Source organism: Pseudomonas sp. P110(2024) (assembly GCF_057480795.1).
This window is the reverse complement of the sequence record NZ_JBLIYT010000005.1, coordinates 272,693-289,062: the sequence shown is the minus strand read 5'-3', so window position 1 is coordinate 289,062 and position 16,370 is coordinate 272,693. Positions and strand designations below refer to the sequence as shown.

15 protein-coding genes are annotated in these 16,370 nt (G+C 65.2%); 6 read left to right on the top strand and 9 right to left on the bottom strand.

Features of this window, described 5'->3' with window-relative positions:
- Positions 1 to 27: 27 nt before the first annotated feature.
- Positions 28 to 1,209 carry an NnrS family protein gene (locus tag AC25ND_RS10435; RefSeq protein WP_236180630.1) on the bottom strand — a complete coding sequence of 394 codons (1,182 nt, stop codon included), beginning with the start codon at positions 1,207 to 1,209 and terminating at the stop codon, positions 28 to 30.
- Positions 1,210 to 1,424: 215 nt separating this feature from the next.
- Here AC25ND_RS10435 and AC25ND_RS10430 point away from each other — a divergent pair, with 215 nt between their 5' ends.
- Positions 1,425 to 2,339 (top strand): site-specific integrase, encoded by a 915-nt coding sequence (locus AC25ND_RS10430; RefSeq protein WP_062363097.1) that lies wholly within the window; start codon positions 1,425 to 1,427, stop codon positions 2,337 to 2,339.
- A 15-nt stretch (positions 2,340 to 2,354) separates the two neighbouring features.
- Here AC25ND_RS10430 and AC25ND_RS10425 read toward each other — a convergent pair whose 3' ends face one another.
- From AC25ND_RS10425 to gspG, 3 genes are all read right to left on the bottom strand, one after another.
- A complete protein-coding gene (locus tag AC25ND_RS10425; protein ID WP_486976287.1) occupies positions 2,355 to 3,512 on the bottom strand; it encodes a GGDEF domain-containing protein in 1,158 nt (385 codons plus the stop codon).
- 65 nt (positions 3,513 to 3,577) lie between these two features.
- A complete protein-coding gene (locus tag AC25ND_RS10420; RefSeq protein WP_028691859.1) occupies positions 3,578 to 4,756 on the bottom strand; it encodes a type II secretion system F family protein in 1,179 nt (392 codons plus the stop codon).
- An 11-nt stretch (positions 4,757 to 4,767) separates the two neighbouring features.
- Complete coding sequence (gene gspG, locus AC25ND_RS10415) at positions 4,768 to 5,193, bottom strand: type II secretion system major pseudopilin GspG (protein ID WP_028691860.1); 426 nt, start codon at positions 5,191 to 5,193, stop codon at positions 4,768 to 4,770.
- Positions 5,194 to 5,414: 221 nt separating this feature from the next.
- Between gspG and AC25ND_RS10410 the strand changes: the two genes are divergently transcribed.
- From AC25ND_RS10410 to AC25ND_RS10395, 4 genes are all read left to right on the top strand, one after another.
- Complete coding sequence (locus AC25ND_RS10410; protein ID WP_486976297.1) at positions 5,415 to 5,978, top strand: lytic transglycosylase domain-containing protein; 564 nt, start codon at positions 5,415 to 5,417, stop codon at positions 5,976 to 5,978.
- A 147-nt stretch (positions 5,979 to 6,125) separates the two neighbouring features.
- Positions 6,126 to 7,571: a sensor histidine kinase gene (locus AC25ND_RS10405; protein WP_186596926.1), complete on the top strand. Its 1,446-nt coding sequence runs from the start codon at positions 6,126 to 6,128 to the stop codon at positions 7,569 to 7,571.
- A gap of 289 nt (positions 7,572 to 7,860) precedes the next feature.
- Entirely contained in the window at positions 7,861 to 9,354 is a 1,494-nt protein-coding gene (locus AC25ND_RS10400) for a sensor histidine kinase (RefSeq protein WP_186596924.1), read from the top strand.
- Positions 9,323 to 10,750, top strand: a complete 1,428-nt coding sequence (locus AC25ND_RS10395) for a sigma-54-dependent transcriptional regulator (RefSeq protein WP_186596922.1) — start codon at positions 9,323 to 9,325, stop codon at positions 10,748 to 10,750. The genes AC25ND_RS10400 and AC25ND_RS10395 overlap by 32 nt, the downstream gene beginning before the upstream one ends.
- Before the next feature lie 140 nt (positions 10,751 to 10,890).
- Here AC25ND_RS10395 and AC25ND_RS10390 read toward each other — a convergent pair whose 3' ends face one another.
- The 4 genes from AC25ND_RS10390 to AC25ND_RS10375 form a co-directional block, all read right to left on the bottom strand.
- Positions 10,891 to 11,754, bottom strand: coding sequence for an RHS repeat-associated core domain-containing protein (locus tag AC25ND_RS10390; protein ID WP_238348146.1), 864 nt, complete (start codon positions 11,752 to 11,754; stop codon positions 10,891 to 10,893).
- 85 nt (positions 11,755 to 11,839) lie between these two features.
- On the bottom strand, positions 11,840 to 12,136 hold the full coding sequence (locus AC25ND_RS10385) for a hypothetical protein (protein ID WP_028691865.1): 297 nt from the start codon (positions 12,134 to 12,136) through the stop codon (positions 11,840 to 11,842).
- A gap of 105 nt (positions 12,137 to 12,241) precedes the next feature.
- Positions 12,242 to 13,594 carry a GntP family permease gene (locus tag AC25ND_RS10380; protein WP_028691866.1) on the bottom strand — a complete coding sequence of 451 codons (1,353 nt, stop codon included), beginning with the start codon at positions 13,592 to 13,594 and terminating at the stop codon, positions 12,242 to 12,244.
- 114 nt (positions 13,595 to 13,708) lie between these two features.
- The gene (locus AC25ND_RS10375; protein WP_028691867.1) at positions 13,709 to 14,248 is read right to left on the bottom strand and encodes a gluconokinase; all 540 of its coding nucleotides are present in this window, start codon (positions 14,246 to 14,248) and stop codon (positions 13,709 to 13,711) included.
- Positions 14,249 to 14,455: 207 nt separating this feature from the next.
- On the opposite strand from AC25ND_RS10375, the gene gntR reads away from it, so the two are divergent.
- Entirely contained in the window at positions 14,456 to 15,475 is a 1,020-nt protein-coding gene (gntR, locus tag AC25ND_RS10370; protein WP_062363105.1) for an HTH-type transcriptional regulator GntR, read from the top strand.
- An 82-nt stretch (positions 15,476 to 15,557) separates the two neighbouring features.
- On the opposite strand, the gene AC25ND_RS10365 is transcribed toward gntR, so the two are convergent.
- The gene (locus AC25ND_RS10365) at positions 15,558 to 16,292 is read right to left on the bottom strand and encodes a hypothetical protein (RefSeq protein ID WP_028691869.1); all 735 of its coding nucleotides are present in this window, start codon (positions 16,290 to 16,292) and stop codon (positions 15,558 to 15,560) included.
- Positions 16,293 to 16,370: the final 78 nt, after the last annotated feature.

Here is a 16,370-nt window from a genome sequence, read left to right as displayed (position 1 = left end):
GCGCGGGGCAAGCCTGCTCCACCTCGTTCAGCCCGGCATGCCGTCCACCCGCGGCCGCAGCAGGATCGGCAGGTAGTGCCGGAGGAACAGCAGCAACGCGGCGCTGCCGAACAGCACCGATACCCCCAGCCCCAGCGGCGTGAACGGCGTCACCACGACCCGGGCCAGCGCCGCCAGCTGGATCAGCGCGAACGCCCAGCCAATGCTGCGCGGCACCGCCAGCGGCCGCCCGGTATGCCCCAGGCTGACCCGGGCCATCATCGCCACGATCAGTCCGGTCATGGCGCCGACCGTCAAGGCGTGGGCGGCCAGGCTCGGATTGATCGCGACCCCGGCATGCCACAGCGCCAGGCCCAGGCAGGCCGGGATCAGCCAGGCGTAGGCCAGGTGCAGCGACCACAGCAGCTGCACCCGCCACAGGCCACGGTCATGCCAAAGCACCAGGCGCACGCCGTGCAGCACCGCCAGGGTGGCGAACAGCAAGGCCATTGGCGGCTGCGGCGCATCGTTGAAGCCGAGCACGTAGGTGAGCGGCAGCGCCACGCTGCCCAGCAGGCAGGCGCGGTCCAGCCAGGGGCGGGCCGGTGCAGGGCTCATGTTGCCCAGGCCGCGACGGGTGAAGAACGGGATCACCCGCCCGCCAATCACGCTCATCATCGCCGCCACCAGCCAAAGCCCGGCCAGCACGCCGCGCCGTTGCCACAGCTCGTTGTCCTGCAGCCCGCCGGCCAAGGTCAGCCACTGGCAGGCGGCGATCAGCAGCACCAGTGCGACGATGGGATAGTTGTTGCGCAGCCGCCGCTGCACGATCGGTCGCGCCAGGGCCAGCGCCACCAGCGGCAGGAAGGTACCCTCGATCAAGACCAGCAGCCAGGCCGGCAAGGGCAGGAACCAACTGATCCGACCCAGCAGCCAGAGCAGGAACAGCCCCTGCAGCGGCCGGCCGCTCAGGCCCGGGATACCGCTCCAGTTCTGCACGGCGGTGAGCAGAAAGCCGGCGACAATGGCCACCGCGAAGCCGAACAGCATTTCATGGCGATGCCAGGCCAGCATGCCACCCGCCGGGTTGAGCTGGAGCGCGCCGGCCAGCTCGCCGGCCCACAGCAGCAGGGCGAGCAGGGCGAACAGGCTGCCGCCGAGGAAGAACGGGCGAAAACCCAGGGCCCAAAGGGCCTGACGTGGGCGAGCGGTGATCGGCTGGACGAGCATGGCGGGGACCTTGGTTCGATCGGAGCGGTTGAATGGGGTACCATCACGAACCATGCCAGCGTTCAAAGGCCTTGAATATCAAGGTGATGGCACTGCTTAAGGTCATTATGACTCTTTTTGTTTGTAGTCTTTTTGACCTTGATCAGGGTTGAAATGACTCGCTTTGCGCCGTCTTGCGCTCGCCGCGCATTCGGCTTTGCTACAGGATCCCCGCTGTGACCGACCTCCTGCGCAATCCGCTGCTGCAGTACCTCGCCCGCCTGGCCCCGTCCAGCCAGTTGACCATGCGCTACATCCTGCAGGATGCCGCCGACCGCCTGGGCTTCGCCGATGACGATATCGCCGATGTGCCTTGGCACCGTCTCGAGCCCGGCCATGTGATCGCCCTGGTGGCGGCGCTGCGCGCCGATGGTTACGCGCCCAATACCTCGTCGCTGTACGTCAATGCGGTGCGGGGGGTGATGAACGAGGCCTGGCGCCAGGGGCTGATCGACCACGAGCAACTGCTGATGATCCGCGAGGTCAAGCCGGCCGGCGGCAGCCGCCTGCCGCCGGGACGCAACCTGCGGCGCAACCTGATCCGTGAACTGATGGACGTGTGCGCCGCCGACCCGCGCCCCCAGGGCGTGCGCGACGCGGCGATCCTGGCGTTGCTCTACGGCACCGGCATGCGCAAGTCGGAGTCGGTGGATGTCGACCTGGACCAGGTGGACTTCCAGGAGCGCAGCGTGCAGGTGCTGGCCAAGGGCAACCGCCAGCTGGTCAAGTACGCCCCGGCCTGGGCCTTCGACAAGCTGCAGGCCTGGCTCGACCTGCGCCGCCAGCACCTTCCCAGCGGCGAGCGCGACGACAGCTTCCTGTTCAACCGCATCCGTCGCGGCAGCCATATCACCCGTGCGCGCATCACCAAGCACGCGATCTATTACATTGCCCGCCAGCGTGGGGCGCAGGTGGGGGCCAAGATCATGCCCCATGATTTTCGCCGGGCGTTCATCACCCGGGTGATCGAGGAGCACGACCTGTCGATCGCGCAGAAGCTCGCGCACCATGCCAATATCCAGACCACGGCGAGCTATGACCGGCGCGACGACAACGAGCGGCGGCGGGCGGTGGAACGGTTCGACTACTGAGAGCGAGCGCGGGCCTCAGCACACCTCGGCATAGCGCAACGCCCGGCCACGCCCCTGATGCTTGGCCGCGTACAAGGCCCGGTCGCCCATCGACAGCAGCCGCGATAGCTCCCCTGGCGCGGCCGGCTGGCTGACTATGCCGATACTTACACCCAGCAGGCCCGGTTCCAGCAACGCCAGCCCGGAAAATCCGGCGCAAATCCGCTGCGCCACCTGTTCGGCCTCGGCCTCGCTGGCGCCGCGCAGCAGGCAGGCGAACTCCTCACCGCCGATGCGCGCAAACAGGTCGTCGCGGCGCAGGTGGCGAGCGGTTTCCCGGGCGAACGCCAACAGCACCTCATCCCCGGCGGGGTGGCCGAATCGATCGTTTATCCGTTTGAAATGGTCCAGGTCGCACAGCAGTAACGCCACCGGCACCTGACTTGTTGCGCAGTCATGCAGCAACTGGTTGCCACGCTCCATAAACGCCCGGCGGTTGTCGATGCCGGTCAGCGGGTCGCTGTAGGCCGCGGCGCGGAGCAGGATCTCGGCGCGCTCGCGAACCATTGCCAGGGTCACATAGGAAATGCCGATGGCGAACAGCATCGACTCGAACAGGATGAAGGCAAAGAAGCCCGGGCTGGCGCCGCCGTTGTTGATCGCCTGGTCGAGGGCGACACCGTCCTCGACCAGCGTGCGCATCAGGTAGAGCGCTGCATGCAGGGTGGTCAGGATCAGCGCCGGGGTATAGGACACCTGCAGGCGCACCCGTGGCCGCAGCAACTCGCCGATGCTCAGGCCGGTATAGCCCAGGGTCAGCAGCGAATACACCTTCACCCGCAGGCCGAGATCGCCGTAAAAGCCCGGCCATAGGCTGAATAGGCCCCAGAACACGGCGCCGGCCAGCAGCAGCGGCCAGTGCGGTTTGCGCCCGCCGAGCACGCGCATGGCCGTCCAGCCCAGGCCGGTGCCGACCAGCAGGACGATATTACCCAGTACCAGGGCCAGGTAGTCCGCGCCAAACCCGCGCAGGGCGTTCAGGCAGACTCCCAGGCCCGAGATCAGCAGCATCGCGCCCAGGTAGCCCAGGCTCGGGTCGCTGGCGCAGCGCCGCCAGGCGTGCAGGGTCAGGATGCCCATCAGGGCCAGGATGAAAACGGCGACCAGGATCAGGGTCGGCAGGCTAAGCGGCACGATTGAAGGGCTCTAGGGGCAAACCGGCGATGCTAAGCCATGCGCATGGCCATTTGCTACCTCGCTCAGTGAATGCTCGACGCCAGTTCGAAGATCGGCATGTACATCAGGATCACGATCAGCCCGATCAGCAGGCCGATGAAGGTCATCAGCAAGGGTTCGAACAGTTTGACGAACCATTCGACCCAGCGGCCGATCTCCTGGTCGTGGAAATCCGCGCAGCGCTCGAGCATCTCGCCCAGGTTGCCCGATTGCTCGCCGGCGCGCAGCAGGCGCAGCGAAACCGGCGTGACCAGTTGCCCGGCCAGCAGCGCATCGGACAATGGCAGGCCTTCGGCGACCCGTCGGCTGGCCTGCTCAAGGCCTTCGGCCGCACTGCTGCCGAGCAGCCCCCGGGCCATGCCCAGGGCGGTGAGGATGGGAATGCCGCCTTGCAGGAGGATCCCCAGCGAGCGGTAGAAACGCGCCAGCTCGTACATCACCAGGCGTTGGTGCAGGGCCGGTAGCCGGCGCAGCAGGCGACCGGCACCACGGCGCAGTGCCGGATGGCGGCGCAGGGCGACCAGCGCGCCGAGGCCGGCGAGGGTGCCCAGCCCCAGCGGCAGTTGTTGGGCATGCAGGAACAGGCCGATCTGCATCAGCACCCGTGACAACCAGGGCAGCTCGCTGCCCATGCCCTCGAACACCAGGCTGAAGCGCGGCACGACATAGCCCAGCAGGAACAGCACCACGCCGCCGCCCACCAACAACAGCAGCAGCGGGTAGACCGAGGCGCCGACCAGCTTCTGGCGCACCAGGTCCAGCCGCTGGCGATAGCCGATGTAGCGGTTCAGCGCATCGCCCAGGGCGCCGGTGCGCTCGCTCGACTGCACCAGGGCCACGTACAGGGCGGGAAACACCCGTGGCTGCTGGGCCAGGGCCTGGGACAGCGAACGCCCCTCGTACAGCTGGCCCACCAGTTGCGCCAGGGTCTTACGCGTGGCGCCGCCGGGGGCTTTCTCGGCCAGGCTTTCGAGGGCGTCGATCAGCGGCAGGCCGGCGCCGAGGAGGGTGGCCAGTTCCTGGCTGAACAGCATCAGGTCGAACGCTGCCGGGCGTCGGCGCAGGGCCAGGCCCCGGCTGCGCACACTGAGCACGCGCAGGCCCTGGTCCTCGGCCTGGCGCCGGGCCTGGTCGCTGTCCTCGGCCTCGACCTGCATTTGCACTACGCCCTGGCTGCCCAGGGCCTTGAGCTGGTAGCGCATGGTCGGGCTCCTCACTGCCAACTGGTGATCTCGGCATTTTCTCCGTCGCCGCCGGGCTGGCCGTCCTTGCCCATCGACAGCAGGTCGTACTCGCCGCCGTTCTCGCCGGGCTGCTTGTAGATGTAGGGGCGTCCCCAGGGGTCCTGGGGTACCGCTTTTTGCAGGTATGGCCCCGACCAGCGCGCCTCGCCGCTGGGGGCGGCCACCAGGGCCTGCAGGCCCTGTTCGCTGCTGGGGTAGTGGCCGACTTCCAGGCGATAGAGGTCCAGGGCCTTGCCCAGGCCTTCGATCTGCGCCCGCGCCACTTTGGCCTCGGAACGGCCCAGCTGGCTGAAGTACTTGGGCGCGACGATGCCGGCCAGCAGGCCCAGCACCACCAGCACCACCAACAGTTCGAGCAGGGTGAAGCCGCGTTGGCTGTGGATGTTGCGCTGCATGGTGAAATCCTCCAGTGCGTTTACCCCTGCCATGCAACAGCCGTGCACGTCTGCGCCGGGCCCTTGCGCCATGAGCGCTGGCGGGCGGCACGGCGCTTGCGTCATAGCCGAAAAGCCCGATTCGACGGGCCATTTTCCCCACATCGGGGGCCACTGTTGTTCTTGTGCGGCGGGAGGTGATCGACATGCGTGGACTGATCCTGGGATTGGCGGCGGGGCTGATGGCGCTCGGCGCCCAGGCCGACATCTACATCGCCAGTGATGGCAAGGGCGGCTTCGTGCTGTCCAACGTGCATCGGCCAGGACGGCACTATGAGCGGGTCATCAAGGAGAGCGGCTTGGCTGGCGGGCCGGTCAACGCCCAGCTGGTCACCGGGCGGCCCTATGCCGACCTGGTGGCGGCCGCGGCCCTGGCCAACGATGTGTCGCCTGCGCTCTTGCATGCGCTGATCAAGGCCGAGTCCGGCTACAACCCCAAGGCCCGTTCGGCCAAGGGGGCGGCGGGGCTGATGCAACTGATGCCGGACACGGCGAAGGAGATGGGTGTCGCGGATGTGCTGGACCCGGCGTCCAACGTGCAGGGCGGGGCGCGCTATATCAAACGCATGCTCAAGCTGTTCGACAACGACATCACCCTGGCGGTGGCGGCCTACAATGCCGGGCCCGACGCGGTGCTCAGCCGGGGGCGGGTGGTGCCGCCGTTTGCTGAGACGCGGCGGTATGTGCCGGCGGTCTTGCTAGAGTATCGGTTGCTGCGCGGACTGGCTGAGGATGCGCCGCTTTGAGGGCGGCCGGCGCTCGATCTCAAAGGCGCTGCAAGGCTCGCGGCGAGCACCTGGCAGCCTTCATGCGACTATTAGCCCGACCGACACCCCATGGTTTCCCCAACTCTGGGCTATAACCTCTAAAGGTGCCCAGCCGCGGAGCCCGCCATGGACCTCGCCCCCCGTCCCGACACACTGCTGCCCGCCGAGACCGCCCCGGCGCGCAAGCCGTTCAACCTGCTGCGCTGGTACGCCTGGGTGAGCCTGGCTGTCATCGTCTCGGTGGGTGTCGGCCTGGGCCTGATCTCCAGCCGCTTCATCATCAATGAGAGTGTCGAGCGCGACGCCTTGCTTACCGCGCAGTTCATCACCTCCATCGCCGATGCCGAAGTACGTCATGTGGCGATCCCCAACGTGCGGACCATGGGCGAACTGCTCGACCCGCGTACCGACAAGGCCCTGTCGGACGTCGACCCCGAGGCCCGGCGCCGTGCCCGGGGTGAGTTCCTCGACCATATCGCCCATCTGCCGGACATACTCCTGGCCAACATCTACGCCCCCGATCGCACGGTGATCTGGTCGAGCAACCCGGCGCTGATCGGCAAACTGATCGAGTCCGACGACGACCTCGACCGGGCCTTCGCGTACAAGATGCGGGTGTCGGCCAGCTACCACGACTTCGAGCGGGCGCGCAGCGAGCAGAAGTTCGTCACCCCGCCCGAGGAGCTGTTCATCGAGAACTACATTCCCCTGTTCGATGCCGACGACGAAAACGTCACGGCCATGGTCGAGATCTACAAGGAGCCCCACGACCTGATCGTGCGCATCGAGCACGGCCTGCTGCTGATCTGGCTGGCCATCGCCGTGGGCGCCGGGCTGGTCTACGTCGGCTTGTACGGCATCATGCGCCGCGCTGAGCGCCTGATGGCGGTGCAGCAGAAGCGGCTGATCGGCAATGAAACCTTCGTCGCCCTGGGCGAGGTGTCGTCGGCGGTGGCGCACAGCCTGCGCAACCCGCTGGCGAGCATCCGCTCCAGCGCCGAGCTGGCCCAGGCATTCGATGATGGCCCGGCGCAGAAGAACATCAGCGACATCATCAGCCAGGTCGACCGCATGTCGCAGTGGGTGCGTGAGCTGCTGCAGTCGTTGCGCCCGCTCGGTGACGAGGCCGTGCCGGTGGATGTGGCGCAGGCCGTGCGCGACAGCTTCCTGGCCCATGACCAGGCGCTGCGGCAGAGGGGGGTGCGTCTGGTCATGGACGAGCTGCCGACGGCCCGGGTGCTGGGCCAACCGGCTTTGCTCGGGCAGATCTTCAACAGCCTGATTGCCAACGCCCTGGAGTCGATGGAGGCGGGTGGAGAGCTGCGCGTGGAGGTGGTGCGCCACGACCGCCGCACCCTCAGCCTGCGTCTCTCGGACACCGGCAAGGGCATGAATGAGCAGCAGCAGCGCATGGCCTTCCGGCCATTCTTCACCACCAAGCAGGGTGGCGTGGGCGTGGGGCTGATGCTGGTCAAACGGATCATGGAGTGCTTTGGTGGTTCGGTGCGGTTGAGCAGTCGCGAGGGGATGGGGACACGGGTGTTATTGAATTTTCGTGTCGCAGTTATGTGATTATCAACTGTAGGAATGCCTATTAACCTATTGTTTTATAAGTATTTATTTTTTCTGGGTGAAGGTTCCCCAGAAGTGGGGGATTTTTCTATATTTAACATTAATAAATCTATTCAAGCATATGATTTATAAGGAAAACTAAAATAATTTATAGGCTGGCCGAGTTTTTGCTTAACCTGATACAAGCCTGAGGCGGCACCGTCCGCCCGGCCTCAGTGGAGTCACTTTGCTACCATCGGTAGCGATGGCATGCCGATAGCCTTCATCGGCCCCAGGCGGGAGCGACGCAATGCAGACGCTCGACAATGATGCCTCTGACAAGCCCGGCAGTCCCGCTTCTGGGTTGGCCGCGCCGCTGAGCGAGTTCAACCTGCTGCGCTGGTTCTCGCTGGTCAGCCTGTTGATTATTGCCTCGGTCGCCGGCGGGTTGGGATATGTCTCGACGCGTTTCGTGGTGCGTGACAGCGTTGAACGCGACGCCATGCTCACTGCCCAGTTCATCCAGGCCATGGCCCAGGCGGAGGTGCGCCATTCGCAGCTGCCGCCCGGCATCACCATGGGCGAGCTGCTTGACCCGCGTATGGACCAGCAACACCTGCAGTTCACCCCACAACTGGCCGAGTCGACCCGGGTCGAGTTCCTTGACCACATCGAACACCTGCCCGACACCCTGCTGGCCAATGTCTATGGTCGCGACCGCCTGGTGGTCTGGTCGACCAACCTCAACTTGATTGGCAAGCGCATCGACGAGGACGCGGACCTGGAGCGCGCCTTCCATTCGCGCAAGTCAGTATCGGCCAGCTACCACCAGGCCGATGAGGAGCGCGAGGAACAGAAGTTTCAGCGCGAGCCCCGGCACCTGTTCATCGAGAACTACATACCGCTGTATGACAGCCAGGGCGAGCAGGTGCTGGCGATGGTCGAGATCTACAAGGAACCCCAGGACCTGGTGCGGCGCATCCACCGCGGCTACGTGCTGATCTGGGCCTCGACCCTGGTCGGCGGGGCGCTGATCTACTTCGGCCTGTTCTGGATCGTGCGCCGCGCCGCCAGCCTGCTGCACCACCAGCAGGACCGCCTGGTGGCCAGCGAGACCTACGTGGCCCTGGGCGAGATGTCCTCGGCGGTGGCCCACAGCCTGCGCAACCCGTTGGCCAATATCCGCTCCAGCGCGGAGCTTGCGCAGGACATCGCCAGCCCGGCGGCGCAGAAGAATATCGGCGATATCATCACCCAGGTCGATCGCATGTCGCGCTGGGTCCGCGACCTGCTGGTATCGCTGCGCCCGGCCAGCGACGAGCCCGAGTCAGTGGACCTGGTGGCGGCCATCGAGGATACGCGACAGACCTTCGCCCCGCAGATCGAGCGCAACGGCGTGCGCTTCGCCTTCGAGGGACCGTCAACACAATGGGTGGCCAGCCAGCCGCTGCAACTGACGCAGATTCTCAACAGCCTGTTCGCCAACGCCCTGGAGGCCATGCCCCAGGGCGGCGAGCTGCGCGCCGAGGTGCGCCAGCTGGAGGACCAGCAGGCCCTGTTGCAGCTTAGTGATACCGGCAAGGGCATGAACGAGCAGCAACGGCGCATGGTGTTCAAGCCGTTCTTCACCACCAAGCAGGGCGGCCTGGGTGTCGGCCTGGCCCTGGTCAAGCGGATCATGGAGCGCTTTGGCGGCGCGGTCGAGCTGACCAGCCGCGAAGAGGAAGGAACCCGCGTCAGCCTGACTTTCAAAATTGCAGCGGGAGGGGACCATGGAGCACAGCATCCTGGTGGTCGAGGATGATGAAATCCTCGCCGACAACATTCGCACCTACCTGGGCCTGAAAGGCTTCGAGGTCACGGTGTGCCACAGTGCGGAACTGGCGCTGGAGCAGATCAAGCGCGCCCGGCCCGACGCCGTGCTGACCGACAACTCGCTGCCCGGCATGAGCGGACACGACCTGCTGCGCACGCTGGTGGCGCAGGCGCCGGAGCTCAAGGTGATTATGATGACCGGCTACGGCAACGTCGAGGACGCGGTGCTGGCGATGAAGGAGGGGGCGTTCCACTACCTGACCAAACCGGTGGTGCTGGCCGAGCTCAAGCTGATGCTGGACAAGGCCCTGGCGGCCGAGCGCATGGAACGCACGCTGTCGTTCTACCAGGAACGCGAAGCACAGAAGTCCGGGCTGCAGGCGCTGATCGGCGAGTCGCCGGCCATGCTCGAACTCAAGCAAACCCTGCGCCAGCTGCTCGACGCCGAGCGGCGCATGGCCAGCGGCGACCTGCCGCCGGTGTTGGTCGAGGGCGAGACTGGCACCGGCAAGGAACTGGTGGCCCGCGCCCTGCATTTCGACGGCAGTCGGGCCAAGGGGCCATTTATCGAGTTCAACTGCGCCTCGATTCCTGCCAACTTGTTGGAGGCCGAGCTATTCGGTCATGAGAAGGGCGCCTTCACCGATGCCAAGGAGCGTCGTGTGGGCCTGGTCGAGGCGGCCGATGGCGGCACGTTGTTCCTCGACGAGATCGGCGAGATGGACCTGGTGCTGCAGGCCAAGCTGCTCAAGCTGCTGGAGGATCGGACCATCCGCCGGATCGGCGCGGTCAAGGAGCGCAAGGTCGACCTGCGGGTGATCAGCGCCACCAACTGCAACCTCGAGCAGATGGTCCAGCAGGGCAAGTTCCGCCGCGACCTGTTCTTCCGCCTGCGCATCATTGCCCTCAAAGTGCCGCGTTTGTACGCACGCGGGCAGGATATCCTGCGCCTGGCGCGGCATTTCCTGGCTCACCACGGGCGGCGCTACGGCAAGCCCAACCTGCGTTTTTCGGCCGAGGCCGAGGCGCTGATGCTGGGCTACGGTTGGCCGGGCAATGTGCGGGAACTGCGCAACATGCTCGAGCAGACGGTGCTGCTGGCGCCCAGCGAGGTAATCGGCGCTCATCAGCTGAACCTGTGCCTGACCCTGGTCGACGAGCCCCAGGCGCAACCTGCGCAGGTGCTGGCGTTCGAAGCGCCGCGCCACGAGCCCCCGGGTACCGCCAGCCTGCCGGATATGGAGCGCGACATGGTCTGCCGCACGCTGGATCGCACTGACTGGAACGTCACCAAGTCGGCACGGCTGCTGGGACTGTCGCGGGACATGCTGCGCTACAAGATCGAAAAACTCGGCCTGACCCGACCGGACAAGCGGCAGTGGTGACCAGCCCAGCGCGATCGATGTGTGGCGGCCTTGTGCCGCGAAAGGGCCGCACAGCGGCCCCGGCAGGCCCAAGTCGGACGTCAATTATCAACACCTTGAAAGGGCTGATGTTAAAGACGAAAGTGGGGGTGCCCCAGTACCTATGAGGCGCTACGGACTTGAGCCATAGGATAAAACGTATGAAGCACTGCTGTTATCAGCTTGCCATCGATTTCAGGGTCATACTCACGCAGAGGCCTGGGCTTACCATTCTCTAACGGTTGATTGATTAGGTGGGCCTTGGGTGCTTTGAGCTTTCCCATGACTGCAATAACTGGTCTATTCAATGTATTGGCAACAATCTGCGCAGCGGCGGTCCCTGCATAGCATCCGAGCAACATGAAAGGCTTGTTTGGGTCTTTGCGGTAGGCTTTCAACCCCTTTAGTCTGGGACCGATTTCCTCCTTCGCCACTAATTTCGCATTGTTTAAGTTACCGAACTCATCTAATAATAGCGGGCGGTCTAGTTTGGAGTGTGTAACGAAACCTGCCATCCCACTAATTAGTACCTCTTTATGGAACACGGTTGGCGCAATCTTGTCAGTGCCTTTGTATAGCACCTGGTATGGCCCTTCGAACTCGACCCTTCCGGTAATAGCATTACGGACTTTCTCCAAGATATGCCCGGATGGGTCAGTATTGTTGACCGGGTCACCCGCGCAGTAGGTATAGACGTTGATGCCTCCATCACCGAACGGGCTTTTACTATCGGCGGAGTGGAAGCGCATCAAGACGCTATTGAAGGCGCGATAGCCATTGCCCAGAAGGTAGAGGGGGATGGGTAGCTCCAGAGGCTGTCCGTTGAACCTCAACAACGTTGAGTCGTTACGTTCTGGCAGGTAGCCGTAAGGGCAATAGGTGAATATGGAGGGCTGTGATACATGGCTTCTCCTCAATACAGTGGCCTGCCGGTCGACAGCCAGTATTCCCGGTGCTGCTGAACGGCCCCGGTTTGATTTGTCCATGTGTCGCCCCCGACCAGTATTCCCTGGTAATACTGGTGCGCCACTGGGTGCTGTACAACTGGTAAAAATGTCAGTTGGCAGGGACTCAGGGCTTGCTGCTCCCTGAGCTTCCCCCGTCACGCCCCATCCCCTCCGACCCACTACTACCCATCCCCGGCAGATCACGATCATCGTTCTGCTCGGCTGGCGGACTTTCCGGGTCATTGCCCTTGATCCGGGGGTCGGTGTCCCGCGGCATGGGCTTCTCGATCGGGTTGAGGGTGCTGTCGACCCCCGGCTGTGGCGCCGGATTGTGCGGATCGTCAGGGTAGGTGGCGCCGGTACCGGCGGCCAAGGCCAGGGGCGAGGCGAGCAGGGCGGCGAGGAGGAAGGCGTGTTTCATGGGGCAGGCTCCTTTGCGACGGAGAAAGCGGCCCTGCCTGTGCAGGGCCTCTGTCTCACTTGGGCCTGTGGCCCGTCAGCAAGGTGCCATGACGGCGACCAACGGTCACACTACCATCGACAGCAACATGATGAAGATGATGCCGACCACCGAAAGGATGGTCTCCATCATGCTCCAGGTCTTGAAGGTCTCGGCCACGGTCATATTGAAGTACTGCTTGACCAGCCAGAACCCGGCGTCGTTGACGTGGGACAGGATCAAGGAACCGGCGCCGGTGGCCAGCACCAGCAGCTCACGGTTCACCCCTGGCACCAGGTCGATAACCGGGGCGACGATGCCGGCGCCGGTGATGGTGGCCACGGTCGCGGAGCCGGTGGCAATGCGGATCACCGCCGCCACCAGCCAGGCCAGCAGGATCGGCGAGATCTCGGCCTGCACCGCCATCTGCCCGATCACGTTGCCGACGCCGGTGTCCACCAGCATCTGCTTGAAGCCGCCGCCGGCGCCGACGATCAGCACGATGGCGGCGGTGGGCGCCAGGCTTTGGTCGAGCATCTTCATGATCTGCTGGCGGTTGAAGCCGCGGGCCGAACCGAAGGTGTAGAAGGCCAGCAGCAGGGCGGCGAGAAGGGCGGTAATCGGGTGGCCGATCAGGTCCATCCACTGGCGCACGATGTGCTCGGCCGGCAGTACCACGTCGGCGAAGGTTTTCAGCAGCATCAGCACCACCGGCAGCAGCACGGTGATCAGGGTCACGCTGAAGCTCGGCAGGTTCTGCTGGTTCGAGTCGCGGGCGATCTGGTCCATCAGCTCCTGGGACGGGTTGCCCGGGATATAGCGCGAGATGAAGTTGCCGAACAGCGGGCCTGCGATCACTGCGGTCGGCAGGGCCACCAGCAGGCCGTAGAAGATGGTCTTGCCGATGTCGGCGTGGAAGATGCCGATCGCCAGCAGTGGCCCCGGGTGCGGCGGCACCAGGCCGTGCACCACTGACAGGCCGGCCAGCAGCGGGATGCCGATCTTCACCAGCGACACGCCGGAGCGGCGGGCGACGATGAACACCAGCGGGATCAGCAGCACGAAGCCAATCTCGAAGAACAGCGGGATGCCCACCAGGAAGGCGGCGAACATCATCGCCCAGTGCACCTTCTGCTTGCCGAAGGCGCGGATCAGCGTCTGGGCGATCTGGTCGGCGCCGCCAGAGTCGGCCATCAGCTTGCCGAGCATGGTGCCCAGCGCGAGGACGATGCCGACGAAGCCGAGCACGCCGCCGAAGCCGTCCTGGAACGACTTCATCACCTTGGCCACCGGCATGCCGGAGGTCAGGCCGAGAAAGCCCGCGGCCAGGGTGAGGGCGACGAAGGGGTGGACTTTGAAATGGGTGATCAGCAGGATGAGCCCGACGATGGTGACCAGTGCGTCGAGCAACAGGAAGGTATCGGTAGCCAGTCCGAACATGGTTCGTGAACCTCGGTCTTTTCGTTGTTGTTTTGGTGTCGCGTGTCTTGCGTCATTGCGTCTTGAGAAGCAGGGAGACAGCGCTGTCTTTGGTGAGCCGGAAAAACCGCCGGTTCAGGCAGTCCGCGCCAGCGCCTGCTCACCGCAAGGCTTTAGCCATTGGTGCACGTCCTCGGCCAGCGTGGTCAGCGGGCGGGTGGCATCCAGGGCCAGGGTCAGGGGTTCGGCGTGCGGCGGCTCCAGTGCGGCGAACTGGCTGTCGATCAGGCTGGCTGGCATGAAGTGGCCGGGGCGGGCCAGCACGCGCTTCTCGGCTTCTTGCGGGGTCAGTTCGAGGAACACGAAGCACAGCTCGGGCACGGCCTGGCGCAGGGTGTCGCGGTAACGGCGCTTGAGGGCCGAGCAGGTCAGGATCGGGCGCTCGCCGGCGGCCAGGGTGTCTTGCAGCGCCTGGCCCAGAAGCACCAGCCAGCCGGCGCGATCGTCGTCGTCCAGGGGAATGCCGGCACTCATCTTGGCGATGTTCGCGGCGGGGTGGAAGGCATCGCCTTCGATCAGGCGGCCGCCGCTGCGGGTGGCGATGGCGGCGCCGACGCTGCTTTTACCACAGCCGGCTACGCCCATGACCACGATCGCGGACAGGGAAGGGTTCATCTGTACCTCCTGCTGGGTGAGATAGCGCTGTCTCGGTCGGGACGAACCGAGCGTCATGCGCCACCCTCCCGGGTGTTATTGATCTTGTCTTTGGCAGTATGGACGCTGAACGCATGCCTGCTACCAAGATTGCATTGCCTGCATTCAGAGACAGCGCTACCTTAGTGACCGTTCCCCATTCCTGCAAGCGGTAAAATTACAACACTCATGTCCCGCACTGGCTCGCGCACTACCGGTCGTCCCACCCTGGCGGAAGTCGCCAGGCTTTCCGGGGTTTCTCCCATCACCGCCTCCCGCGCGCTGCGCGGCGTCAGCACGGTCGCGCCGGAGCTGGCGCAGAAGGTCATGGCCGCAGCGGCCAGCCTGGGCTATGTCGCCAACCCGGCGGCACGCGCCCTGGCTTCGGCGCGCAGCCAGTCGGTGGTGGTGTTGATCCCATCGTTGTCCAACCAGTTGTTCATCGACACCCTCGAGGCCATCCACGAGGTGATGCGCCCCCGTGGGCTGGAGGTGCTGATCGGCAACTATCACTACGATATTGCCGAGGAAGAGAACCTCATCCGCAACTACCTGGCCTACCAGCCGTGCGGCATGCTGCTCACCGGCTTCGAGCGCAGCGACGCTTCGCGGCAGATGCTCGCCGCCAGTCGGGTGCCGTGCGTACATATGATGGAGCTGGGCGGCGAGGCCGATGCCCTGTCGGTGGGCTTCTCCCAGCACGAGGCAGGACGCGCCGCGGCGCGCCACCTGATCGAGCGCGGTCGGCGGCGCCTGGGCTTCATCGCCGCGCAGCTCGACCCGCGGGTGATGCAACGCGCCGAGGGCTTCCGCCAGGCCCTGGCCGAGGCCGGTCTGCAGGCGCCCGAGCTGGAAATGCTCGATCCGCAGCCGTCGTCCATCGGTCTGGGCGGCACGCTGTTCAGCCGCCTGCTGGCCAAGGCGCCGGATGTCGATGGCATCTTCTTCTGTAACGATGACCTGGCCCAGGGCGCGGTGCTGCAGGCGCTGCGCGAAGGCGTAGAGGTGCCGCGGCGGGTGGCGATGGTCGGCTTCAACGACCTGCCGGCCTCGGCGCACATGGTCCCGCGCCTGACCTCGATCCGCACCCCGCGCGCGGCGGTCGGGCGTGGCGCGGCGCAGGCGTTGCTGGCATTGCTCGATGGCAAGCGGGTGGCCACCGGGCAACAGGACCTGGGGTTCGAGCTGATGGTGAGGGAGAGTTCCTGAGCCGCTACAGGCACTGCACGATCCGGATATCCCTGTCTCAACCACAGCTCCAGGGCTGGCGCGTGCGATCAGCGGACACGCGTCACTGCACTGGCAGGAAGTTCATCAGCAGCAGGCTCTGCGCATAGTTCAGGCCGATTCGCCGGTAGCGTTCGTCGAGCATCTGCGCCACCAGGTCCAGGCGCGCGACGACCTTGCCGAACTCCACCGCGAAGCTCAGGTTGCTGCCCTGTTCGGAAATTTCGTTGGAAAACAGCAGGAGCACGCCATTGGCATCCTGGCGCTGGCTCAGCATCCAGGTGGCTTTCTCGATGTTGCGGGCAGCGTTGTTGATGAACAAGGGGTCCAGGGTGTCCGTCATGTAGAACGCGGTGCGTCCGCCATGGGCGGTGACCAGCATGCTGCCGATGGCGTAGATGAATGCGCCGACCCGGTCGCCGCGAAACTCCGGGCTCAGGGCGTAGCTCAAGGCTGCCAGGTCGCGGCGCTCGCCCAACTGCGGCAGTGGTTGGCGCTGTTCGATGGCGATGCGAATCTGCCGCGCCGCCGTGGTGGCGTCGAGGTAGCCCGACAGCCTCCACTGGCTGGGGTTGCGCAGGTACAGCTTGTCCATCAGCAGGTACAAGCTTTGCAGGTTGTCGCGCATGGCCAGGGTAGCCATGCGGTCGACACTGGTCTGGAACAACTCGTCTGGCTTGCCGTTGCCGATCTGGGTGAGCATGTCGCGCCCTTGCTGTTGGGTGCAGGCTGTCAGGCACACGAGGGCAGCGGCCAACAGCAGGCGGTGGTGAAGCTCGGCGGGTTGTCGTACGGCCATCGGCACCGGTGGGAGTCGTCGGTTCTGCCGGGGATCGGCGGAGCCTGGCCATGGATAGAGCGCAGTAAGGCGAAAAAG